Source organism: Christiangramia echinicola DSM 19838, from assembly GCF_000423065.1.
GTDB lineage: Bacteria > Bacteroidota > Bacteroidia > Flavobacteriales > Flavobacteriaceae > Christiangramia > Christiangramia echinicola.
Map to the genome: position 1 here is coordinate 308,074 of NZ_AUHG01000011.1, position 23,766 is coordinate 331,839.

20 protein-coding genes are annotated in these 23,766 nt (G+C 37.8%); 10 read left to right on the forward strand and 10 right to left on the reverse strand.

The window, feature by feature from the left end; genetic code table 11:
* Positions 1 to 753 carry a polyphosphate--glucose phosphotransferase gene (ppgK, locus tag G530_RS0106475; protein WP_026933758.1) on the reverse strand — a complete coding sequence of 251 codons (753 nt, stop codon included), beginning with the start codon at positions 751 to 753 and terminating at the stop codon, positions 1 to 3.
* Between the two features lie 543 nt (positions 754 to 1,296).
* Positions 1,297 to 1,980, reverse strand: a complete 684-nt coding sequence (locus G530_RS0106495) for a cell division ATP-binding protein FtsE (RefSeq protein WP_026933760.1) — start codon at positions 1,978 to 1,980, stop codon at positions 1,297 to 1,299.
* 247 nt (positions 1,981 to 2,227) lie between these two features.
* Here G530_RS0106495 and G530_RS0106500 point away from each other — a divergent pair, with 247 nt between their 5' ends.
* Entirely contained in the window at positions 2,228 to 5,248 is a 3,021-nt protein-coding gene (locus G530_RS0106500; RefSeq protein WP_026933761.1) for a tetratricopeptide repeat protein, read from the forward strand.
* Between the two features lie 26 nt (positions 5,249 to 5,274).
* The gene (locus tag G530_RS0106505; RefSeq protein ID WP_026933762.1) at positions 5,275 to 6,999 is read left to right on the forward strand and encodes a TonB-dependent receptor; all 1,725 of its coding nucleotides are present in this window, start codon (positions 5,275 to 5,277) and stop codon (positions 6,997 to 6,999) included.
* Between the two features lie 78 nt (positions 7,000 to 7,077).
* On the opposite strand, the gene G530_RS0106510 is transcribed toward G530_RS0106505, so the two are convergent.
* Positions 7,078 to 8,445, reverse strand: coding sequence for an amidohydrolase family protein (locus tag G530_RS0106510; RefSeq protein WP_026933763.1), 1,368 nt, complete (start codon positions 8,443 to 8,445; stop codon positions 7,078 to 7,080).
* A gap of 221 nt (positions 8,446 to 8,666) precedes the next feature.
* On the opposite strand from G530_RS0106510, the gene G530_RS0106515 reads away from it, so the two are divergent.
* From G530_RS0106515 to G530_RS0106525, 3 genes are all read left to right on the forward strand, one after another.
* Positions 8,667 to 10,298 carry an amidohydrolase gene (locus G530_RS0106515; RefSeq protein WP_026933764.1) on the forward strand — a complete coding sequence of 544 codons (1,632 nt, stop codon included), beginning with the start codon at positions 8,667 to 8,669 and terminating at the stop codon, positions 10,296 to 10,298.
* Between the two features lie 36 nt (positions 10,299 to 10,334).
* Positions 10,335 to 11,267: a peptidylprolyl isomerase gene (locus G530_RS0106520; protein WP_026933765.1), complete on the forward strand. Its 933-nt coding sequence runs from the start codon at positions 10,335 to 10,337 to the stop codon at positions 11,265 to 11,267.
* Between the two features lie 176 nt (positions 11,268 to 11,443).
* Entirely contained in the window at positions 11,444 to 11,989 is a 546-nt protein-coding gene (locus tag G530_RS0106525; protein ID WP_026933766.1) for a YfiT family bacillithiol transferase, read from the forward strand.
* A gap of 169 nt (positions 11,990 to 12,158) precedes the next feature.
* Here the strand turns inward: G530_RS0106525 and G530_RS0106530 are convergent, their stop codons facing one another.
* Both G530_RS0106530 and G530_RS0106535 read right to left on the reverse strand, forming a co-directional pair.
* Positions 12,159 to 12,803: a peroxiredoxin gene (locus G530_RS0106530; protein ID WP_026933767.1), complete on the reverse strand. Its 645-nt coding sequence runs from the start codon at positions 12,801 to 12,803 to the stop codon at positions 12,159 to 12,161.
* A 100-nt stretch (positions 12,804 to 12,903) separates the two neighbouring features.
* Complete coding sequence (locus G530_RS0106535; RefSeq protein WP_026933768.1) at positions 12,904 to 13,461, reverse strand: thioredoxin family protein; 558 nt, start codon at positions 13,459 to 13,461, stop codon at positions 12,904 to 12,906.
* 65 nt (positions 13,462 to 13,526) lie between these two features.
* On the opposite strand from G530_RS0106535, the gene G530_RS0106540 reads away from it, so the two are divergent.
* Positions 13,527 to 13,865: a tRNA-binding protein gene (locus tag G530_RS0106540; protein WP_026933769.1), complete on the forward strand. Its 339-nt coding sequence runs from the start codon at positions 13,527 to 13,529 to the stop codon at positions 13,863 to 13,865.
* A gap of 37 nt (positions 13,866 to 13,902) precedes the next feature.
* On the opposite strand, the gene G530_RS0106545 is transcribed toward G530_RS0106540, so the two are convergent.
* From G530_RS0106545 to G530_RS0106555, 3 genes are all read right to left on the reverse strand, one after another.
* On the reverse strand, positions 13,903 to 16,419 hold the full coding sequence (locus G530_RS0106545; RefSeq protein ID WP_026933770.1) for a M14 family zinc carboxypeptidase: 2,517 nt from the start codon (positions 16,417 to 16,419) through the stop codon (positions 13,903 to 13,905).
* Positions 16,420 to 16,500: 81 nt separating this feature from the next.
* Positions 16,501 to 16,884 carry a PUR family DNA/RNA-binding protein gene (locus G530_RS0106550; protein ID WP_026933771.1) on the reverse strand — a complete coding sequence of 128 codons (384 nt, stop codon included), beginning with the start codon at positions 16,882 to 16,884 and terminating at the stop codon, positions 16,501 to 16,503.
* Between the two features lie 75 nt (positions 16,885 to 16,959).
* On the reverse strand, positions 16,960 to 18,717 hold the full coding sequence (locus tag G530_RS0106555) for an ABC transporter ATP-binding protein (protein WP_026933772.1): 1,758 nt from the start codon (positions 18,715 to 18,717) through the stop codon (positions 16,960 to 16,962).
* Positions 18,718 to 18,849: 132 nt separating this feature from the next.
* On the opposite strand from G530_RS0106555, the gene G530_RS0106560 reads away from it, so the two are divergent.
* The 4 genes from G530_RS0106560 (at position 18,850) to yajC (ending at position 21,801) form a co-directional block, all read left to right on the forward strand.
* The gene (locus G530_RS0106560; RefSeq protein ID WP_026933773.1) at positions 18,850 to 19,953 is read left to right on the forward strand and encodes a Glu/Leu/Phe/Val family dehydrogenase; all 1,104 of its coding nucleotides are present in this window, start codon (positions 18,850 to 18,852) and stop codon (positions 19,951 to 19,953) included.
* Between the two features lie 84 nt (positions 19,954 to 20,037).
* Positions 20,038 to 20,982, forward strand: a complete 945-nt coding sequence (nusB, locus tag G530_RS0106565; RefSeq protein WP_026933774.1) for a transcription antitermination factor NusB — start codon at positions 20,038 to 20,040, stop codon at positions 20,980 to 20,982.
* Positions 20,983 to 21,034: 52 nt separating this feature from the next.
* Positions 21,035 to 21,493, forward strand: a complete 459-nt coding sequence (locus tag G530_RS0106570; RefSeq protein ID WP_026933775.1) for a DUF1573 domain-containing protein — start codon at positions 21,035 to 21,037, stop codon at positions 21,491 to 21,493.
* An 8-nt stretch (positions 21,494 to 21,501) separates the two neighbouring features.
* Positions 21,502 to 21,801, forward strand: coding sequence for a preprotein translocase subunit YajC (yajC, locus tag G530_RS0106575; protein WP_026933776.1), 300 nt, complete (start codon positions 21,502 to 21,504; stop codon positions 21,799 to 21,801).
* 51 nt (positions 21,802 to 21,852) lie between these two features.
* Here the strand turns inward: yajC and G530_RS0106580 are convergent, their stop codons facing one another.
* Positions 21,853 to 22,446 (reverse strand): YdeI/OmpD-associated family protein, encoded by a 594-nt coding sequence (locus G530_RS0106580; protein ID WP_026933777.1) that lies wholly within the window; start codon positions 22,444 to 22,446, stop codon positions 21,853 to 21,855.
* A 16-nt stretch (positions 22,447 to 22,462) separates the two neighbouring features.
* Entirely contained in the window at positions 22,463 to 23,704 is a 1,242-nt protein-coding gene (gene pepT, locus G530_RS0106585; RefSeq protein WP_026933778.1) for a peptidase T, read from the reverse strand.
* Positions 23,705 to 23,766: the final 62 nt, after the last annotated feature.

The following is a 23,766-nucleotide window of genomic DNA, read 5'->3' on the forward strand; positions in this document are numbered from 1 at the left end:
TTAATTTCTAGGTTGGAATTTATGTTTAGCGGCAATTGCTGCGCCCATGATGCCGGCCTTATTTCTCAATTTCGCTGGAGCTATATTAGTATTGACATTTAACTGGTCTTTGAATTCTAACCAATCTTTAGAAATACCGCCACCAATCAGGATCAGGTCTGGATTAAGGATCTTATAAATATGGTTGAGGAAAATATTGAATCTTGATCCCCATTCCTTAAAGCTGAGTTTCTCTCTTTTTTTAACTGAAGAGGCTGCCCAGTCTTCGATCTTTTCATATTCATTATAGGATAATTGTCCTAATTCAAAATTCGGGATAAGGTCACCGCTACAATAAGCGCCGCTACCAAGTCCCGTGCCTACGGTGATCATTAGAGTAAAACCATCTTCTTCTTTCCCTGCTCCAAATTTAATTTCAGCCAGGCCGGCAGCATCAGCATCATTTATAACTGCGAATTTTAATCCTGTGGCTTTTTCAAATAGTTCTTCGATATTAACTCCAACCCATTTCTTACTAAGGTTGCCTTCATCTTTGCAAATTCCTTTCTTTACAATCGTAGGGAAACCACAACCTACAACACCTTCATATTTAAAATGTTCAACAAGGGATTTTATAACCCGGGCCATTTCTTCTGGCTCTCTGGATTCAGGAGTGGGGATTCTGAACTTAGGAGCTACGAATTCTCCGGTTTCTAGATTTACAATAGCTCCTTTGATTCCAGAGCCACCTATGTCTATTCCTAGTATTTCCATTATATTTTTTGAAGTTGCTACAAGTTATCAAAAATGTAGAGCTTCTAGAAAGATTTTAGATAGGATTAGGAATATAAGATTGCGTCATATTGAATTTAATTCAGCATCTGTTGTTGGGAAGGATAAAGATTGTTAAGACCCTAAAACAAGTTCAGGGTGACGTTCTGCGATTTTCGTCATGCTGAATTTTTTTTTCATGATCTCTTGTTTAAAATCAAGTATGTTGTCGAGACCCCAGAAACGTTCTGCAATTTCCGTCATGCTGAATTTATTTCAGCATCTTTTGTTGGGGAGGACAAAGATTGTTAAGACCCAGAAACAAGTTCAGGGTGATGTGTATATTTTTCAGAAAACTAAGATTCGCACTTTTGATTTCTGATATGTCTGATAGAAGTGATCATGGAAATTAAGATTAGGGTGTTAGATGTAAATTGAAGCCAGAATCCAAGGTCAAATTCATTTGGATAAGCATGCCAAACTATAACAATCAGCAGAATTATATTTAAGGCTGCAATGCCATAAGCGACTCTTATGTCTTTCATACTAAAGCGATTTCTGCACAACTTCAAAAACTCGTTGCCCATCGCACTTTAAAGTCTTGGAAGGATATTTTAAAAGCAACGCATAATCGTGCGTAGCCATTAGGATCGTATTTCCATTCTTACTGATCTCCTGCAGAACTTCCATAACTTCCACAGAAGTTTGTGGATCCAGGTTTCCGGTAGGCTCGTCGGCAAGGATCAATTCAGGATCATTTAATAATGCTCTGGCAATAGCTACCCTTTGCTGTTCTCCACCCGACAGCTGGTAGGGATACTTAAATCCTTTGGTTTTCATTCCAACCTTGTCCAGAACTTCATCGATCTTACTATCCATTCCTTTTTTGTCTTTCCAGCCAGTGGCTTTCAATACGAATAAAAGGTTGTCTTTAATATTACGATCTGTCAATAATTTGAAATCCTGAAAAACCACTCCAAGTTTACGACGTAAAAAAGGAATATCTTTTTCCTTTAAAGTTCTTAGATTAAAATCTACAATATGTCCTTCACCTTCAGTTAGTGGTAGATCGCCATAAAGTGTTTTCATGAAGCTACTTTTCCCGGTTCCGGTCTTACCGATGAGGTAAACAAAATCACCCTTATTTACCTTAACATCAACTTCAGATAAAATAAGGCTTTCACGTTGATAGATGGCCGCGTTGGTTAATTCCAGAACAGTTTGAGACATGAAATTTTGATTTGGTTTAAAATGCTGAATTATAAATCTTTCTAATTTTAATCGGCAGTTCTTCAAGTTTATTGTTCAAACAATGATTGAAAGCCACCAATTAAAATACCTACTATGGGCTTTCAAATATACATTTTTCAAAAGGCCATCGCATACTTTTTTTTCCATTAACATAATTATAGAACTTTATCGACGTTATAGAAGCAAGCTTTAAATTATCTTTGAATTCCAATCTAAAACATCATAAATGACACTTAGAAGTGCTTACCTGCTAGTCGTTTTTATATCTATCTCATTTTCTGCTGTTTGTCAGCAATCTGCCGCTTATACGCATGAGCTGGTGGACTTTAATCGTGCTCTTGAATTGTATAATAATGAGCAATATCTGGCTGCCCAGAATCTCTTTGATGAGGTGAAGGATGAGACCGATGATGAAAAGATTAAAGGAGACGCTGCTTATTACATAGCGAATGCAGCGGTGAGGATGAACCAGCCAGGAGCAGATAGATTAATGGAGAACTTCGTAACGAGGTATCCTACCAGTACAAAAACCAATTCGGCTTACCTTGATGTAGCCGATTACTATTTCCAAACCGGGAAATATGCTTTATCCAGAAGATGGTACGATCGTGTGGACGAAAAAGCCATGAGCAAGAAGGATCGAGAACGTTATTATTTCAATAACGGTTATGCATATTTCAGGTCTAATAACTTCGAAGAGGCGCAAACTTATTTCAACAGGGTTCGAGATTCTAAAGAATATGGTTCTCAGGCCAAATATTACCTTGGTTATATTGCCTACGAAGGAGATGATTATGAAGAGGCTAACGAATATTTTGAGGAAGTAAAGGGTAATGATAGATACTCTGAAGATCTTTCTTATTTCCAGGCAGATATGAATTTCAAACTTGGGAATTTTGAAAAGGCTATAGAGCAAGGCCTGGAACAATTGCCAAATGCTAATCGCCAGGAAATTCCTCAGCTGAACAAGATCATAGGGGAGAGTTATTTCAACCTGGAACAATATGAAGAAGCGATTCCTTATTTAAAAGGATATAATGGTTTACGTGGAAAATGGAATAATACAGATTATTACCAATTAGGGTATGCCTATTATAAGCAGGGGAATTATGAAGCGGCCATCAATGAATTTAATAAGATTGTTGACGGTAAAAATGCGATAGCTCAAAATGCCTATTATCACCTGGCACAATCTTACCTGGAATCAGGTCAGAAGCAACAAGCGTTGAATGCATTTAAGAATGCCAGTGAAATGGAATTCGATGCGAAGATACAGGAAGATGCCTTGTTTAATTATGCAAAACTGAGCTACGAGATCGGGAACTCTTATGAAAGTCCGTCGCAGGTTTTGATCAATTATCTCAATAAATATCCAGATTCTGAAAATAAGGCTGCAATGGAAAGTCTTTTGATAGACTCCTTCATTACTTCCAAGAACTATGAAGAGGCGATGAGATTGCTGGAGAATAATAGAAATTTCAGCGATAAACAGGCGTATCAAAAGGTAGCTTATTATTATGGATTAGAACTTTTTGAAGAAGGAGATTATGAAGCCGCGATCAAGAATTTCGATAAAGCATTGAAAGAACCTCGTGACCAGGACATCACTGCTAAAGCTACATTCTGGAAGGCAGAAAGCGAATACAGCATCAATAGAATGGAAGACGCGATCCTGGGCTACCGCGAATTTAAAGGAATGAGCGCGGCTAAAGGAACAGATGAATATGCAGATCTTGATTATAATATTGGTTATGCTTATTTCAAAAAGAACGATTATTCACAGGCGGTAAATTATTTCAAATCTTATACTTCAAGCGCTAATGCCGAAGGTGCTAAAAAGAACGATGCATTACTAAGGCTAGGGGATACTTACTATGTGACCAGTCAGTACTGGCCAGCTATGGAGGCTTATCAAAAAGCTATAGATAATGGAGTAAGTAATGCAGATTATGCAGCTTTTCAAAAAGCGATCAGTTACGGTTTCGTAGATAGAAACGACACTAAGATCGAAGAGCTTAATAGTTTCACCAACAAATACCCTCGTTCACCATATCGCGATGATGCTATGTATGAGTTAGGTAATACCTATGTGGCGGCAAATAAAATCGATCAGGGAATACAGTCTTATAACAGGTTGATAAGAGATGTTCCTCAAAGTGCATTGGTTCCAAAAGCGATGTTGAGACAGGGACTTATTTATTATAATAACAATGAAGGAAATAAGGCGCTGGAAAGATTAAGGAAAGTAGTTGCTGAATATCCTAATACCCCTGAAGCAAAACAGGCGGTTTCTACGGCCAGAAACGTATATGTTGATCTTGGAAGAACAGATGAATATGCCAGTTGGGTAAGAAATATAGACTTCGTGGAAGTGAGTGATGCAGATCTTGATAACACGACTTACGAAGCTGCAGAAAATCAGTATCTGAATAATAATACTGATAAGGCCATCGCTAATTTCGAAAAGTATATTCAGAATTTCCCTAACGGGATCCACTCTATAAATGCCAATTTCTACCTGGCCCAATTGTATTATAGAAATGGGAATGTAGACAGGTCAATTTCAAATTACAGGTATGTGACTTCGAAGCCTAAGAATGAATTTAGCGAACAGGCTTTAGCCAGGTTATCTCAGATCTATTTAGAGAAGAAGGATTACACTCAGGCACTGCCACTACTCGAAAAATTAGAAATTCAGGCAGATAATGAACAGAATGTAGTATTCGCTCAGCAAAACCTGATGAAGTCTTATTATGAAACAGGAAACTTCGCTAAGGCAAATGCGTATGCTGAAAAGGTGTTGAATAATGCAAGTGCAGAAACCGAGGCAAGAAATGATGCCAGAATTATGGTAGCGAGGGCTGCGATAAGATCTGGAAACGACAATAAAGCAAGATCAGCTTACAAAGAAGTTCAGAAAACTGCTACCGGAGAACTTGGAGCAGAGGCACTTTACTATGATGCTTATTTTAAACATAAGGATGGTAACCATGAAGCCTCAAATGCTGCGGTCCAGATTCTTGCTAAAGATTTTGCCGGATATAAATTATGGGGAGCAAAAGGTCTGGTCCTTATGGCCAAAAACTTCTATGCTTTAAATGATGCCTACCAGGCGACTTATATCCTTGAGAATGTGACCAAAAACTTTCAGAAATATCCTGAAGTTGTAAAAGAAGCCCAGGCTGAATTAGCCAAAATCAAAGCCCAGGAAGCAAAGACAAACTCTTCCGTAGAAACAAATAACTAAACTTAATCTAATAGATTCACTGCTATATGCGATTTAAAGCAATCAAGAAAAGTCTGTTTTGTAGTCTGTTCATATTTAGTGGGGTCCTTTATGCCCAGGATCCTATCGGGAGCGAAAAGGTAACTGTTGTAAAACCTTATACTCCGTCTGTGAGAGACGCGAACAAAATAAGAGAAACTCCAAACCGGAATGATTCTGTAAGTCTTCAGAAGAAGCAGGTGCAATATTCCATTTTTTCGGTTCCGGTGGCTTCAACTTTTACCCCGGCAAAGGGTAGAGCTACAACTGTTGAAAGAGTAAGACCTCCTAAGGTATATGATAATTATGCCACGCTTGGTTTCGGTAATTACTCTAATGTACTGGCTGAATTCTATTCTAATATGGAGATAGACCGAAGTAGTAATTTCGGAATTTTTCTCACTCATAACTCGTCCCAGGGAGGAATTGAAGAGGTTCGTCTGGACGACAAATTTTATGATACAGAGCTTAACCTGAATTATAATACCAGAAATCGTGACCTTTCCTGGATAGCCGAGGTAGGTGGAGAACACCAGCTTTTTAACTGGTATGGTCTGCCGGAAACCGCCAGTGTAACCGATCAGGAACTTGTAGATCTGGATCCCGCACAAAACTATTATTCTGTGTACCTGGGGAGTGAAATAGAATTATACGATTCATTTTTCAATAGCGCCAAGGCACGTTTTCGCCATTCAGGAGACTCGTATAGTACTGCTGAAAACCACTTTAACGCGGAAGGTTTATTCGAGATCGAGATCGCAGAAGAACTTATTTCAACAAAGATCGGGGCAGATATAGTAAATGGTGTTTTTGACAGGATGTATGATTCTGTTATAGGTTACGATTATACTTATATGAACTTTAACGCGGCTCCAAGTCTTCTAATTTTAAGAGATGACTTAAGTATAAATCTTGGGGTGAACTTTGTTTATGGAATGGACGTAGAAAACAGTGACGGAAGTTTCTATATATACCCACAGGTATCTGCCAGCTATAGATTAGCAGGGGATTACTTTACAGCCTATGCTGGGGTAGATGGAGACTTGCAGCAGAATACTTATTATAACTTTCATCAGCAAAATCCATATGTATCACCAACCTTGATGATTCAGCCTACAGATAATGCATACAAAGGTTATCTGGGAGGAAAGGGGAAGCTTAGCAATGCCGTTTCTTATAATGCCAGAGCTAGCTATCAGTCTGAAGTGAATAAGCCTTTATTCCGAAGAAATTATGAAGCCTCGACCTTAGATGGGGAGCCTTACACTTACGGGAATAGTTTCGAAGTCGTTTATGATGATGTAAAGACCCTATCTTTTTATGCTGAATTGAATGTAGATGTAAACAGAAATTTCAGGTTAGGAATAAACGGTGAGTTCTTTGATTATAGTACAGATGTTCAGGCTGAAGCCTGGAACCTGCCTACCATGAAAGCCAGTCTTAATGCCGATTATCAGATCACTGAAAAATGGTATACCGGGGCAAACTTATTCTACGTTGGAGAGAGAAAAGATGAGAACAGATCTATCAGTTTAGTTTTTGAAGACCCTATCGTAACACTAGATAGCTATTTTGATGCCAATGCTCATTTAGGATACAGGTTCAATGACCGTCTATCTGCTTTTGTAAAAGGAAGCAACCTACTGGATAATAATTATCAGAAATGGATGGATTATGATGTTCAGGGAATTCAGGTACTTGCCGGAGCAACCTATAAATTCGATTGGGATTAATTTCCAGCATCCTTAAAAATATAAGCCCTCTGCAAAGAGGGCTTATTTTATGTCTTGTTTTTAAGAAGGTCAAGGTATTTAATTCGCTAATTCTGAAACTTTTATAGTTTTACTCCCAGATACCACAGTATTAATAGATCCAAGATTTTCAATATTTTCCATCGGGTTATCTGAAAGTATAATTAAATCTGCCACTCTTCCTTTTTCCACCCTTACGAATGAATTGTGAAGATCAAAAAATCTCGGCCCGTTCCTTATTGATGTAAGCAATGCTTCCTGAGTATTCAACCCCGCATCTACTAAAGCTTTAAGTTCCTGATGTAATGATTCGCCCGGATAAATAAAGGAATTATAGGGTCCGCAATCTGATCCCGCCAAAATTCTTATTCCATGATTGTACATGGGTCTTATCATCTTCTTAAAAACTTCTTCTGTGTGATCACGCATGCTGGTACCGGATTCTTTTGCGCGTTTGGCAGACATAATTCTGCCCTGGTAAGTTTCCTGTATTCCCGGACCTATGAACTGAAGTAATTCATCCTTACTGTGGTCTTCATCCGCGAGATTCTCCAATACTTTGCCAATATAAAGCGTGGGAGTAACATAAAATTCCGATTCGGAAAGTTCATCAAAGACAAGTTCTGCAATAGAATCATTGTAAGTTTTTGCCAGCGGCACGATCATAGCGTAGCCGGACTCAGCTTTTTCGATACTGTCTTTTTTAGCTGAAGCTGCTTTCATAACATAGTACAAATGTTCCGTTCCATCCAGTCCAAATTTCACGGCTTCAGTCACATCTGCAGTCATTGGCATATGCCCCGTTACTTTCAGGTTTCTCTTTTCAGCTTCCCTGATGATTTCGTAATAGATCTCTTTGGTAATACTTCCGTCATAAATTTTAATGTAATCTGCATTCATTTTTTTGAGTGAATCCAGTGCCGTTTGAACGTCATCTTCAGAAGTGACAGAAATGGATCCCGGCCATGCCGGATCTTCCCCATCCAGTTTTGGACCGGAAGAAAAAATTCGCGGACCAGTAATTTCTCCATTCTCAATTTCACTTTTCCATTTGAATACCTCTTCGCTAATATCCCCACCCGCATCACGAACGGTAGTGATACCATATTTCAGAAATAAAGGCAGCAAATTCTTATTTTCAGATGCCAGGGTATCGCCTCCTCTAAAGTGTACATGGTTATCCCAAAGACCAGGCATTACAAATCCGCCTTTGGCGTCATAGGTTTCCCTTGCGATAAAGTCATCGCTATCGCGCATGGTTTTTACCGCTACGATCGTATCATTGCGTATTGCGACAAACCTGTTCACCCATTTTTTGTTCTGCTCAATATCAAGTACAGTGGCATTTGTAATTAATAGGTCTACGTTTTCAGGCTCACTATTGCAGGAGATCAAGGTGATGAGAAACAGGAAAAAGAGTTTTTTCATAAAAATTGCAATTTTTAGTTGGTCGTTTGCTTGAACCTATACAATATAACTATAATTATAAAAGTTCTGGAAATAATATAAAAGATGCGGTACCATAGGATATTTCTTAAAATCCACGAATATGATCTGTTATTCTGAATTAACTGCCGGTCATAGATAATATCAAAGGTATTTTTCTAATCCGAAGAAAAATCGGAATTTGAGGCTCTAAAATTTGATATATGAAAAGAATAGCTATGCTGCTTGTCTTGAGTTTGTTGATCACCTCCTGTGGTGGCAATAAAGAACAGGTCGATCTTATTGTTTATAACGCTAATGTCTATACTGTTGATGACCAGTTCGGAAAAGTTGAGGCCTTCGTAGTAAAAGATGGAAAATTTCTGGAAGTAGGAACATCTCAGGATATTCAGGATAAATATGAATCTAAAGAAAGTATAGATGCAGAAGGTAAGGCGGTATACCCGGGATTTATAGATGGTCATGCCCATTTTTACGGCCTTGGAATGCAACAACAGCGTGTTGATCTTACCGGGACTAAAAGTTTTGATGAGGTAGTTGTTAGAATAGTGGAATTTCAACAGAATAACGGTGTGGACTTTATCGTAGGTAGAGGATGGGATCAGAACGATTGGGAAGAAAAGGAATTTCCAGTAAAAGATACGCTAGACAGATTATTCCCAGATACGCCAGTGGCGGTAACTAGGATAGATGGCCATGCCATGCTAGTAAATCAGGCTGCTTTAGATAAAGCAAATATTAATACCGAAACCAAATTTCAAGGTGGGGATATCGAACAGAAAAATGGAAAATTAACCGGTATCCTCGTGGATAATCCTATGTTGCTTATAGAAAAGATCACAGATGAAACAAATCGAAATACCAAGGTAGAGTCATTGATGGATGCTCAGGATATTTGTTTTAGCTATGGTCTAACCACCGTAGTAGATGCCGGTATAGATAGAGAGATTATTGAGATGATTGATAGTTTGAATAAATCAGATAAATTAAAGATCAGGCTGTATGCAATGATCTCAAATACTAAAGAAAACCTGGATTATTACCTGGATAAGAAACCTTATAAAACCGATAGATTAAATGTACGATCAGTAAAGTTCTATGGCGACGGAGCTTTGGGATCTCGAGGTGCAGCTTTAAAAGAAGAGTATTCAGATAGGTCAGGTCATTTTGGAGCCTTACTTTCTCCGGTTTCAGAATTCAAGAAAACAGCTGAGCGTATCGCAAAGTCTGAATATCAAATGAACACGCATGCCATTGGAGATTCTGCCAACTATCTGGTGCTTAAAACCTATGATTCTTTATTAGGTAAAGGGGACGGGCGTCGCTGGCGAGTAGAACATTCACAGGTAATATCGCCTGAAGATTTTAAGTATTTCAGTAAAAATATAATACCATCTGTTCAGCCAACTCATGCTACCAGCGATATGTATTGGGCTGAAGACAGATTGGGTGCAGATAGAGTAAAAGGTGCCTATGCCTTCAAAAAATTACTGGATCAGGCTGGTGTGGTTGCTTTGGGAACCGATTTTCCTGTAGAACAGGTAAATCCATTCCTTACATTTTATGCCGCGGTAGATCGTCAGGATACAGAGAACTATCCTGAAGACGGCTTTATGAAAGATCAGGCATTAAGTAGAGAAGAGACTTTAAAAGGAATGACGATCTGGGCAGCTTATGCAAATTTTGAAGAAAATGAAAAAGGAAGTATAGAAGCAGGGAAATTTGCAGATTTTGTAATGCTAGATCGTGATATAATGGAAGTAGAAATTGATAGTGTGCCAGAAACAAAGGTGATCTCAACTTTTGTAAACGGTGAGCAGGTCTATAAAAATTAATCTGGGTATCTTTGCACCTGATCAAAAAAAATAAAAATGAACGACGGATTATATGCAAAATTCCATACCTCTAAAGGAGAGATTTTGGTAGCATTGGAATACGAAAAAACTCCCGGAACAGTAGGTAACTTTGTTGGCCTGGCAGAAGGGAAAATAGAAAACGAACCAAAAGCGGCTGGTGAACCATATTACGACGGATTAAAATTTCACCGTGTAATTCCAGATTTCATGGTGCAGGGTGGAGATCCTCAGGGAACCGGTGCTGGTGGACCTGGGTATCAGTTTGAAGACGAAATTCATCCTGAACTTAAACACGATGCTCCCGGTAAACTTTCTATGGCCAATGCTGGTCCTGGAACTAACGGTAGTCAGTTTTTTATCACACACGTTGAAACTCCATGGTTAGACGGTAAACATACTGTTTTTGGAAATGTAGTAGAAGGTCAGGAAGTAGTAGATAAGATTCAGCAGGGTGATAAACTTGAAAAAGTGGAGATCGTTCGTGAAGGAAGCGATGCTGAAAATTTTGATGCTGCTAAAGCTTTTCAGGATTTCAATTCTGAAAAGGAAAAAAGAGAGGAAGAGGCGAAAAAGAAAGCTGAAGCTGAATTAGATAAGCTTGCCACAGGCTTTGAAAAAACAGAAAGCGGTCTTCGTTACCAGATCATTAATAAAGGTGATGGTGTACAGGCTGAAAAAGGCAAGAATGTATCTGTGCATTATAAAGGTCAGCTTGCAGATGGGACTGTTTTCGATTCTTCATATAAAAGAAACAAGCCCTTAGAATTTCCAGTTGGAGTTGGTCATGTGATCCCGGGATGGGATGAAGGTATCCAGTTACTTCAGGTTGGAGATAAGGCAAGAATGGTAATTCCATCTCATTTAGGATATGGTGAAAGAGGAGCTGGTGGAGTGATTCCTCCAAATGCCGTTCTTATTTTCGATGTTGAATTAATGGATGTGAAATAATCGGCATTAATTATAAAATATTCCTTATCCTGAAATTGTATCATGCTCTCAAAAGCAATTTGAGCAGATGTTGAAATATGTTCAGCATGATGATGTTGAGTAAGTTTCATAAGAGAACTGTTATAATATAATGATAAAACGCGCTGAATGTTCAGCGCGTTTTTTTAATTTTAGGAATGACTACAGAAGAAGATCTAGAATTATTAAAATATCCGATCGGGAAATCTGAAATTCCTGAACAAATTTCTTCAGACCATTTAAAAAAATGGATCACAGATATTAGTGAATTGCCTTATAAACTCAAACAGGCGGTTCAGCCACTTTCCAAAGAACAACTAGACACCCCATACCGGCCGGAGGGCTGGACTTTAAAACAATTGGTTCATCATATTGCAGACAGTCATTTGAGCGCCTTATTACGTTTTAAATGGGCTTTGACAGAAGACGAACCAACCATAAAGGCTTATGATGAAAAAGCTTTTGCAGAATTATATGATACAAAACTTGCTCCGGTTGAAATATCGCTGGACCTTATTAGTGCATTGCATGGAAAATGGGTGATATTATTAGAAAATATGAGTAATTCAGATTTTGAGAAAACATATGTTCATCCAGAAACAGGATATAGATTTACTTTAAAAGAAGGGCTGGGGCATTATTCCTGGCACAGTAGACATCATTACGCGCATTTGCATAATCTATTAAAAAGAAAAGGCTGGTGATCACCAGCCTTTTCTTTTATAAATGTTTAAAATTAGCTTCGTTTGTTAGTGATGTATCCTGAATTAAAAATGGAGGTTATTCTGAACTTATTTCAGAATATCATTCCAATGAGCAGCAAAATCATATTCAGCGGAAAATCTTTTAAAACAGAAAACAGGTATACATCAATCAGTTATTCAATTCCGGTTCCGGAGTCATTCGTAAATAAGGTCTAATTTCCTTATAACCCTTAGGGAACATTTTGTCTGCTTCCTCATTAGAAACTGAAGGGCTTATAACTACATCTTCCCCATTTTTCCAGTTTGCAGGTGTTGCCACCTTATTATATGCTGTTAACTGCAGAGAATCTATGACCCTGATTAATTCGTCAAAATTTCTACCGGTGCTGGCCGGATAAGTAAGCGTCATTTTTATGCTTTTATCTGGTGCGATCACAAAGACTGACCGAACGGTTAACGTGTCATCAGCTTTTGGGTGTATCATACCGTAGAGATCTGAAACTTTTCTGTCTTCATCTGCGATAATCGGAAAATTAACGGTGGTGTTCTGAGTCTCGTTAATATCCTTTATCCAGCCTTTATGCGATTCCAGCCCGTCTACACTCAGTGCCATGACTTTAACGTTCCGTTTTTCAAATTTTGCCTTATAATTTGCAACTGTTCCCAGCTCGGTAGTGCAAACTGGGGTGTAATCTGCAGGATGAGAAAAAAGTATTCCCCAGCTATCTCCGAGGTAGTCGTAAAAATTGATCTTTCCTTCTGAAGTTTCAGCGTCAAAATTAGGAGCTTTATCTCCAAGTTTTAATTCACTCATAGTTTTAAAATTTAATGGTTAAAAAATAAAAATCCGGGAGGCGTTTCCTGACTTAAATTTAATCATTTTAAAGGAGGCTGGGAATTAAGCAAAGGTTAAATCATTCTCTCCATTTAATATTGCAACCTATGCTGGGCTTTTGATCCTCGTTAACTTTTCGGTTATTTAATACAGCATCCATGGCTTCCCTAAGGTCCCTGCCATTAGAATGAATTCCGTTGCCGGGACGACTATCATCAAGCTGACCATGATATATAAGTTTTAATTCAGCATCGAATAGATAAAAATCAGGGGTACAGGCTGCGTCATAGGCTTTTGCTATCTCCTGAGTGCCATCGAATAAATATGGGAAAGAATATTGATGCTTCGCGGCATGTTCTTTCATCATCTCCGGGCTATCCTGTGGGTATTTCTTAATATCATTGCTCATAATACCGGCGAATCCAAAACCTAACTGTCTGTATTCATTTGCAATATGTACCATTTCTTCATTTACATGTTTTACAAATGGACAGTGATTGCAGATGAACATGATCACCGTTCCGCGTTCACCCTTTACCTCTTCCAGGGTGATTAGATGATCTGTAATAGTGTCCATTAATTTAAAATCTGGGGCCTCGGTTCCAAGAGCTATCGTATTAGATGGTGTAAGTGACATCTTTTTCTTTAAAATTAAATATTAATGCTGAATATTGGCTAATTTGTTCCTTTTAAAATAATAAGATGAAAGAGATAGAATGGAAGGATTTTGAAAAGTTGGAAATGAGAACAGGAACTATTCTTTCTGTGGAAGAATTTCCTGAAGCTAGAAATCCTGCTTATAAATTAGTCATAGATTTTGGTGAAGAAATAGGAGAGAAGAAATCGTCTGCGCAGATCACCAGGAGATATACCCTTGAAGAATTACCGGGAAGACAGATCGTTGCAGTAGTTAATTTTCCTGTAAAGAGGATCGCAGGTTTTAAAAGTGAATGTTTGGTTCTTGGAGTATTAGGAGAAAATAAAGATGTTGTTTTGTTGTCTCCCGGTCAAAAAGTGCCAAATGGTTCATTGATTGGATGATCAGGTTGTAAATACCTGATCATCCAATTTTGACTTTTTACATTTCATCTCCAAAGAAAATCGCATTCATTAGTAGTTTGTTTGTGCCGTACCAGAATGCTCTAAAATTGGTATTATCTGTAAAGAGCATAACCTCACCACGTCCTAAACTTTCGTGTTTAAAGGGAACTGTTTTAGCGATAGAATCAAGATTTGGTTTACTTATATAACCACTTAGCAGTGGCTTTTCAGTATATTGAATAGGATTATTATAGCTCTGTTCATCGGCTTCCATGAATATGGTTGTATTTCTAAACATCGCGATCTTCTTATCGTCATAACCAAAGGCTATGGGGTGAGTGCGATCCAGTTCAACTTCAAAAATTGCGCCTCCAATTCCCTGTGCACCTCTAAAATCTCCGCGATCTCCAAAACTTATATCCTTCGCAGTGATCTTATTTTCCTTGGTTTCAAACTTAATGAAGTCGTTCTTTTTCATCCAGTTTACCGCATTTCTATAAGCGATGATCGTTCCGCCTTCTTTGGTCCATTTCTTAAGTTTTGTGGCATGTTCTTTAGCAAGGCCACTTCCCCAGGCAGAAGGTAAAATAATGTCTGTATACTTGCTAAGATCAGTACCAGACAGGTCACGAACATCGATTTTTGTGATCTTCATGTCATAGCGCTGGTCAAATAAATGCCAGATCTCACCAGCATCATATGGAGTAATATTTCCTCCAACAATTAACGCTACTTTTTGCCGTTTTAAACCTCTGAATTGATTACTTCCCAGGTTAATTCCCCTGGTCATTCCAGTTTGAATTGCCGAGATCTCTACTCCGCTTTCTTCTGAAACTCTTTTCAGAAATTCGTGTAATTCTGATTTATCCAGTTTTTGGTTTTGAACAGGGATCATGATGGTTCCATGTCCATAGTTTTCCCCTTCCAGCCAGAAATCTTCCATGGCAACTTTCGCTCTAAGATCTTTTTCCAGAATTTTATTCAAAGCCTTCGGAGCCATGTAATTATTCCAGTTCAATAAATAGGCATAATCACTTGCGTTAGGAAGTTCAGGCGAAGGCATTTTGAGATCGTTTATCTTTTCTCCGGTATTTTTCAACGAAGCTTCCTCTGTAAAGTCAAGATTGAAGGCTAAAGGAAAGGTCCATGCAGAAATATCATAGAACAAACTATCTCGAAATTCTGTTCTTCTCTCGAACATCGCTTTAAGGAGCCTGTATTGTCTTTGATTTTTTGGTACTATATAAGCAGATCCTTTTTTGAAGTTCCCTCCATTTTCAGAAAAATCCTGGGCTACTTCATGGATCTCTATCTGATGTCTTTTTAAAATTTCAGCCAGTTTATAAGCGCTCACGGGATCTTTTGAGCTTCCAAAGGCGTAAGCTCCAGATTTGGCAGATTCTCTTGATTCCTTAAAGAAATTTCGCTGATAATCTAAAAGTTCTGTTCTCATTTGCTGAGAGGCTTCTAAGGTAGAAAGAGCCGCCGTGAATTGATTTCTTATAGTGAACGGAAAGGTTAAAAGTCCGTTTTCGGTTTCCTGCGCATGTCCTCTGGAACTTCCCTGCTCGAAAAGAATTCCTACACTTCCATTAATATCGGGAAAAGTAGAACCTTTACCATAATAAAAATCATCATAGTTCTCTTCAGTATAGTAAAGTGATCCAATTTCATCTAATGCTTCAGCATGGTACGTTCCTATCTCTTTGGTTAGATCTTGATTTAATTGCGGAGTTAAAGGATGAGTCCTTGAAGGAATTCCGGGTTGAAAAAAGAAAGTGGAATTAGATCCCATTTCGTGATGATCTGTAAGGATGTTTGGATACCAGTTATGAAACGTAGCAATTCTTGCCTGGGATTCCGGTAATTGTACAGGTAGCCAGTCACGGTTCATGTCGAACCAGTAATGGTTTGTTCTTCCGCCGGGCCAAACCTCGCTGTATTCCCTGTCCTGTGGATCTGGGTTGATATTTTTGCTCTTATTTGTATTTGCCCAATATGCAAATCTTTGTAAACCATCAGGATTAAAAGAAGGATCTAAAAGAATTATGGTATTTTTCAGTGTTTCTTCGATCTCTTCACCTTCAGCTGCTGCCAGGTAATAGGCATACAATAAAGCAGCGTTAGATCCGCTGGCTTCATTACCGTGAATAGAAAATCCCTGGTTAATCACAATGGGCATTTCTTCGGTATTCAATGATTCTGAATCCTTTTCAACAAGAGAAACATGCTTTTTTCTTATCTCTTCCAGGTTGGCCAGGTTTTCTTCTGAAGATACCGTTAGTAAAACCAGTTGTCTGCCTTCATAGGTGAAACCTCTGTTTTCTATTTGAATACGAGGCGAGACATCTGCCAGTTTTTGCATATACATTACAAGTCGATCGTGGCTAACATGCCATTCTCCAGGAATAAAACCTATAACTTCCTGGGGAGTGGGAATTTCAGGATTATAAGAAATATCTGCCGGGAGATAATATTCCATAGAGATATTTTCTTCCTGAGCCTGGGTAAAGAAAAAGAATAGTAATAGTAAGAAGCTAAAAATGTTACGCATTATGGTGAATTTTGAAAAACCTAAGATAAAAAAAACCGTCCTGAAATGGGACGGTTTTTAAATAGCTGATAGTATTGTTCGTTATATGTCGTCGAAACTTACATCGGTAAACTTCTCTGCAGTAGACGATTTAGAAGCATTTTCTGAATCATCATCTTCATATTCTTTTTTGAAATCTTTCTGATGACGTTCACTTATTACTTCTTCACCTTTTTCATTGATGATAAAGTTTGTCATTTCTTCCAGGATCTCTCTAAAACCATCAAAATCTTCTTTATAAAGGTAGATCTTGTGTTTTTTGTAATAGAAAGAACCGTCATCATTCGTGAACTTTTTACTTTCGGTGATGGTAAGGTAATAATCATCAGCTCGGGTAGATCTCACATCAAAAAAGTAAGTTCTTCTTCCCGCTCTTAAAACTTTAGAGAATATTTCTTCTTTCTCCATCATTCCCTTGTCGCTCATATAAATAGATTCTTTAATGGTTTGTTATTGTCGAGCTCAAAAATCTAAAAATTTTTAACATCTAACAAAAAATTTTCACATTTCTTTTTCATTTAGCTGTTTTGCGTAGAGTTCTTTGTAATATCCTTGGGTATTCAATAGCTGTTCATGTGTGCCTTCCTGCACTATTTGCCCGTCTTCAAGGATTATTATCTTATCTGCATTTTTAGCTGAAGAAATTCTATGGCTTACAATAATGGTCGTCTTATTTTTAGAGATTTCAAATAGATTATTTAGAATTTCCTCTTCTGTTTCTGTATCAACTGCCGAAAGACAGTCGTCAAAAAGTAGGATCTCAGGATCGTGAATTATCGCCCTGGCAATAGAAACACGCTGTTTCTGACCACCAGAAAGGGTGATCCCTCGTTCTCCCAGTACAGTATCATAACCTTTACTAAAGCCCATTATGTTTTTATGGACCGATGCATTTTTAGCAGCTTTGATGATTTCTTCTTCAGTAGCTTCCGTTTTTCCGAATTTGATATTATTCCTAATGCTATCACTAAAAAGGAATGCATCCTGAGGAACATAACCTATACTTTCTCTTAGGCTATCCAGATTCAGCTTATCTATATGCCGGTCATCTATCAATATTTCACCATTATCTATATCGTATAATCTCCCGATGAGTTCAAGAATAGTAGATTTTCCGGATCCTGTCTTACCAATAATGGCCAGTGTTTCTCCCTTCTGAACACTGAAAGACACATTTTTTAGAGCCGTAATGTTAGTATCATCATAGGTGAAACTCACATTTTTGAATTCAATACTTCCATTCACTTCATCGGGTTCAGACCTTGGATTAGTGATCTCCGGCTTTTCACTCAAGAACTCATTGATTCTTTCCTGGGAGGCTTCTGCCTGTTGCACAAGTGATGTTACCCATCCTATAGAGGCCACAGGCCAGGTAAGCATATTAACATACAGAATGAATTCCACAAGTACATCTATATTCTCGATCTCTCCAGAAATGATCTGCCTTCCGCCAAAATAGATCACGATAATATTACTTATCCCTATGAGTAAAACCATTAATGGGAAAAAGAAAGCCTGCACTTTAACCAGGTCTATGTTCTTATCCCGACTTCCGTTGGAAAGATCGGTGAAATTAGCATTGGTCTGAGGTTCAATTCCATAGGATTTAATCACGGCTATTCCGCTGAAACTTTCCTGGGTAAAGGTATTAAGCTTTGATAGGTATTGCTGGACTACAGTGCTTCTCTGGTGAATGGCTACACTTAGTTTATATATCGAAAATGCCAGAATTGGTAATGGAATTACCGTGTAAAGGGTAAGTTTTGGAGCGGCCTGAAGCATGAATATAAGTACTACCACGGTAGAAGTGAATGTGGTAACACTATACATGATGGCTGGCCCCAGATATAATCTAACCTTGGAGACATCTTCACTTATACGGTTCATTAGGTCTCCGGTTCGGTTCTTTTTGTAAAAATTAAGAGATAGATCCTGGTAATGTTGAAAAACTTCATTTTTGAGATCATATTCCATATGCCTTGAAACAACAATAAAGGTTTGTCGCATAAGGAAGGTGAAAAATGCTGATAGAAGTGTAGTCCCGACTATAAGCATAATATTGTAGGCTAGTTCGCTTTTCACTACACCAATATCGGTCACCGTACCATTGATGTATTTTTCAATGATAATCGTGCTTTTTCCAATAAGTGGAATGTAGTAGATGGCGAAGATCCTGGCCGCTATTGTGATCACTAGACCAATTAATAATCGCCACTTGTATTTCTTAAAATATTTATTGAGATGCTGAAGGTTTTTCATTCAGTGGTATTTGGTATTTTTGAGGATTCTGTAATTTAACACGTTTTAAATCCTTGTTTTTTAAAATATTATTATTTTTGCCATGGATTTTTGATCAAATTCAAAATCTGAAAAATTTAAAATTCAACAGGTATGCAAGTTGACGTTCTAAATGCAAAAGAACTAAAAAAGTCTGCTCCGGTATTCGGACAGGTGTCGTTTGATGATCACGAGCAAATCGTTTTTTGCAACGACAAAGATACAGGTTTAAAGGCAATTATTGGTATTCATAACACTGTTTTAGGACCTGCGTTAGGAGGTACCAGAATGTGGAATTATACCAGTGAATGGGAGGCCGTAAACGACGTTTTGCGTTTATCCAGAGGGATGACATTTAAAAGTGCGATCACGGGTCTAAATCTTGGTGGAGGAAAAGCTGTGATCATTGGAGATGCTAAGAAAGATAAGACTCCAGCACTAATGAAAAGATTTGGTGAATTTGTTCATTCTCTTGGTGGTAAATATATCACTGCAGAAGATGTAGGAATGGAAACATCAGATATGGATACCGTAAGAGAAGTGACTCCTTATGTAACCGGAATTTCTGAATCTAAAGGTGGATCTGGAAATCCGTCTCCAATTACTGCCTACGGTGTATTTATGGGACTTAAGGCTTCAGCTAAATTTAAATATGGAACAGACGATCTAGAAGGTAAAAAAGTGCTGGTTCAGGGAATTGGTCATGTTGGAGAAACACTAGTTGAATTTCTTACTGGAGATGGAGCTGAAGTGTTTATTACAGATATCAATGAAGAGCGTCTACAGGAAGTAAGTAAAAAATACGGAGCTCACATTTTTACAGATAGAGATATTTATGGAGCTGATATGGATATTTATGCTCCATGTGCTTTAGGTGCTACGATCAATGATGAAACTATTGAAAGACTTAAAGTAGATATCATTGCCGGTGCAGCTAATAACCAGTTAGCAGATGAGGTTTCTCATGGAGAGATTTTACAGAGAAAGGGGATTGTATATGCACCTGATTTCTTAATAAATGCTGGTGGAATTATAAATGTTTATGCTGAGCTTGAAAATTATGACAAGCAGGAAATCATGCGTAAGACTGAAAATATCTATAATACTACTCTTAGAATTCTTGAGAAAGCATCTAAGGATGACATCACTACTCATTTTGCAGCTTTAAAAATTGCAAGGCAGAGAATTGAGGATAGAAAAAATCAAAATTTAAATTAGTCAGTTCTAATTTATTGATATTTTTGCAGGGCGAAAGTGAAATGCTTTCGCCCTTTCTAATTTTCTAAAAGTTCTTTTACAATTATGTTGACAAGAAGACATATCAGGGTTAAAGTAATGCAATCGCTTTACGCGTTTAGCCAAAGCCAGAATGATAACCTTGCTACCGAAGAAAAATTCCTGCTAAAGAGTATGCAGGAAATGTATGATCTGTTCCTGCTTCAAATAAGTCTGATCACCGAACTAAGAGAACATGCAGAATCCTTTCTGGAGAAATCACAACAAAAACATCTAGCCACCAGCGAAGAAAAAGATCCCAACCGCAAATTTGTGGATAATCAGGTGATTCAAATCCTTAATGAAAATGAAAGCATCCAGAACGCCCTGGAAAAACATAAAATAAATCACTGGAAACAGGATGACGAATATGTTGCTATCATTTGGAGCGAGGTGAGAAATAGTACTGCTTACCAGGAATATATGGAAACCAGGGATAGAGATTTTGATGAAGATAAGAAATTCATCATTCATATCTTTAAAGAGATCATCGCGCCTAACGATAAGCTTTACGAATATCTTGAAGATAAAAAGCTAACCTGGTTAGACGATCTTCCGTTAGTGAATACGGCAATTCTTAAATTCCTTCAAAAGCTTAAAGAGTCTACAGGAAGAGAGAAGAAGATCACTCAGCTTTTCAAGAATGAAGAAGACAAAGAATTTGCAGTTAAGCTTTTTAGAAAAACTTATCTCAATGATGAGGATCTTTCCGAAGAAATGCTTGGGAAAACTCCAAACTGGGATAAAGACAGAATCGCCGAGGTTGATATGGTGCTTATAAAGATGGCTATCTGTGAATTCCTGAAATTCACTAGTATTCCGGTTAAGGTTACCATCAACGAATATCTTGAAATTGCTAAAGAATACAGTACGCCGAAGAGTAGCATTTTTATTAACGGAGTACTGGATAAATTATCAAAAGAATATCAAACAGACGATAAATTAAATAAAACGGGTAGAGGACTTATGTAGTTCAGAATTTTTATTAATTTTATCAATTAGAAATTTAACAAAAAACTTCACCATGAAAAAAACAATTTTAATGTTTGCAGCAGTAGGGGCGATGCTGTTCACCGGATGTAAAGATAACGCTTCAGACAAAGTGAAAGCAGAGAATGTTGAGGCTTCTGCAGAGCGTGATGCTCAGGAAACTCAGTATCCAGAGATTACTTTTGAGGAATCTGAATTCGATTTCGGAAATATCGCAAAAGGAACGGCTGTAGAGCACGTTTTTAAATTTGAAAACACAGGAAACGCTCCATTGGTAATTACTAATGCTTCAAGTTCTTGTGGATGTACTGTACCAACATATCCTAAAAATGAAACTATCGCTCCGGGTGAATCTGGGGAGATGTTAGTAAAGTTCAATGGATCTGGAAACGGGCAGGTTACTAAAACAGTTACTGTATCTGCAAATACAGAATCAGGAAAAGAACAAATTAAAATCAAAGCTTTTGTAGAAGCTGACGAAAACGCTAGCTAAAAGCATATATGGATCAATTAACACAGTTTGCACCAATTATTTTAATGTTTGTGGTGGTGTATTTTTTTATGATACGCCCGCAAATGAAAAAAGCTAAACAAGAAAAGAATTTTGCTGCCGAGCTCAAAAAAGGAGATCGGGTGATTACCAAAAGTGGTATGCACGGTAAGATTGTAGATTTCAGCGAAAAAAATAATTCGGTGGTAATTGAAACCGGAGCAGGAAAAATTACTTTCGATCGTTCTTCAATTTCTATGGAGATGAGTAAGAAGCTAAATGAACCTGTGAAGGAAAAAGAAACAAAGTAGGTGACACTACTTTAAATAAAAAAAGCAGCTAGAAATAGCTGCTTTTTTTATTTAGCAATTTTTGTATTTATCATGCAGGCCGCTGCCACCCTTTATCATTGGAGTGATTTTTTCTAACCTGCTTAACCTGGTCGTTTCTCTCTTGGCATTAGAAATATGTTCGGCATATTCTCTCTGTTTACCTGGGGTTAACCTGTTAAAAGCTGACCTTAATTCAGGATCAGAATCAAAGGCCTTTGCAAGTTCAGGAGGTATGATAAGCTCTTTTTGTTTTATTGGCTTAATTATCTTTCCTTCTTTCTGATTTTGAATAGCCTCCAGTATATAAGGTAGCAATGCTGAAGTTCTAATTTCATCTCTTTTTTCAAAACGGATCTGGCGAAGTGCTTTGGTCTTACCTTCCTGAGCATTCACCAGCAGGGAAGTGTTTTCTTTTAAGAGAGCACCATTAAAGAACCATAGAGCATAATGATTTTTAAAGGCTCCAATTCCAACTACATTTTTCCCCTCTAAGGTATAAATTGGTGCACCCCATTTAATAGCAGGTTCCAGATCTGTAGTAATGATCATTTCATGTAGTTGTCTCAATTCTTCCTCCCAATGCTTATGGCAGGAAATATATTCTTCTACATTCTTTACAGGCATGATCTTTAGATTATAATTACTCGTATTTTTTAGCTGTCAATTCTGCTAATTTAATAATAACTTCGGTGGCCTTCTGCATACTTTCTACAGGTACATATTCGTATTTTCCGTGAAAGTTATGACCTCCAGCAAAAATATTAGGACAGGGTAGTCCCATAAAGCTTAATTGAGCACCATCTGTACCACCTCTAATAGGTTTGATAATTGGTTTCACGTCAACTTCTTCCATAGCTTTTTCAGCAAGGTCAACGATATGCATCACAGGTTCCACCTTTTCCCGCATATTAAAGTACTGGTCTTTGATCTCAATGCTAATGCAATTTCTTCCATATTGAGAGCAAATATCGCTTACCAGGTCTTGCATCATTTGTTTCCTGGCTTCAAAATGCGTTTTGTCATGATCTCTAATTATATATTCCATCACTGTCTCCTCAACATCACCTTTGATATTGCTTAAGTGAAAGAATCCCTGTCTGCCTTCAGTATGTTCGGGAGTTTCTAATCTAGGTAAAGAATTGATGAAATCCTGAGCGATATACATACTGTTCACCATTTTATCTTTCGCATAACCTGGGTGTACACTTTTCCCTTCAACCCGTACGATGGCCTGGGCGGCGTTAAAATTTTCATATTCCAGTTCACCTATCTGGCTACCATCCATGGTGTAAGCCCATTTAGCCCCGAATTTTTCCACATCGAATTTATGGGCACCTTTCCCAATTTCCTCATCTGGCGTAAAGCAGATCCTGATTTTACCGTGAGGAATTTCAGGATTATCAACAAGATATTCCATTGCCATCATGATCTCAGTGATCCCGGCTTTATCATCGGCACCTAGTAAGGTGGTGCCATCTGTGGTTATTAATGTCTGACCTTTATATTGTTCAAGATCTTCAAAATAATCCGGAGAAAGAATGATGTTCTTTTCTTTATTAAGAATGATGTCTTTCCCGTCATAATTTTCAATGATCTGTGGATTTACATTGGTCCCAGAAAAGTCTGGGGTGGTATCAAAATGTGAAACAAAACCAATAACAGGAACGTCATGTGGAACATTAGCCGGCAAGGTTGCCATCACATAGGCATTTTCGTCTATACTAACATCCTGAAGCCCTATGGCTTTTAGTTCATCAACTAGTTTATTGGCAAGATTCCATTGTTTCTCGGTGCTGGGTGTGGAGTCACTATGTGGATCACTCTGAGTGTCGATTTTTACGTAGCTAATAAATTTGTTGGTGAGTCTTTCTTTATTGATCATCCTGGATTTTTATTTAAATATCTACCGGTTGATTTTGTTTAACCGTTTGAGTAACAAAGATA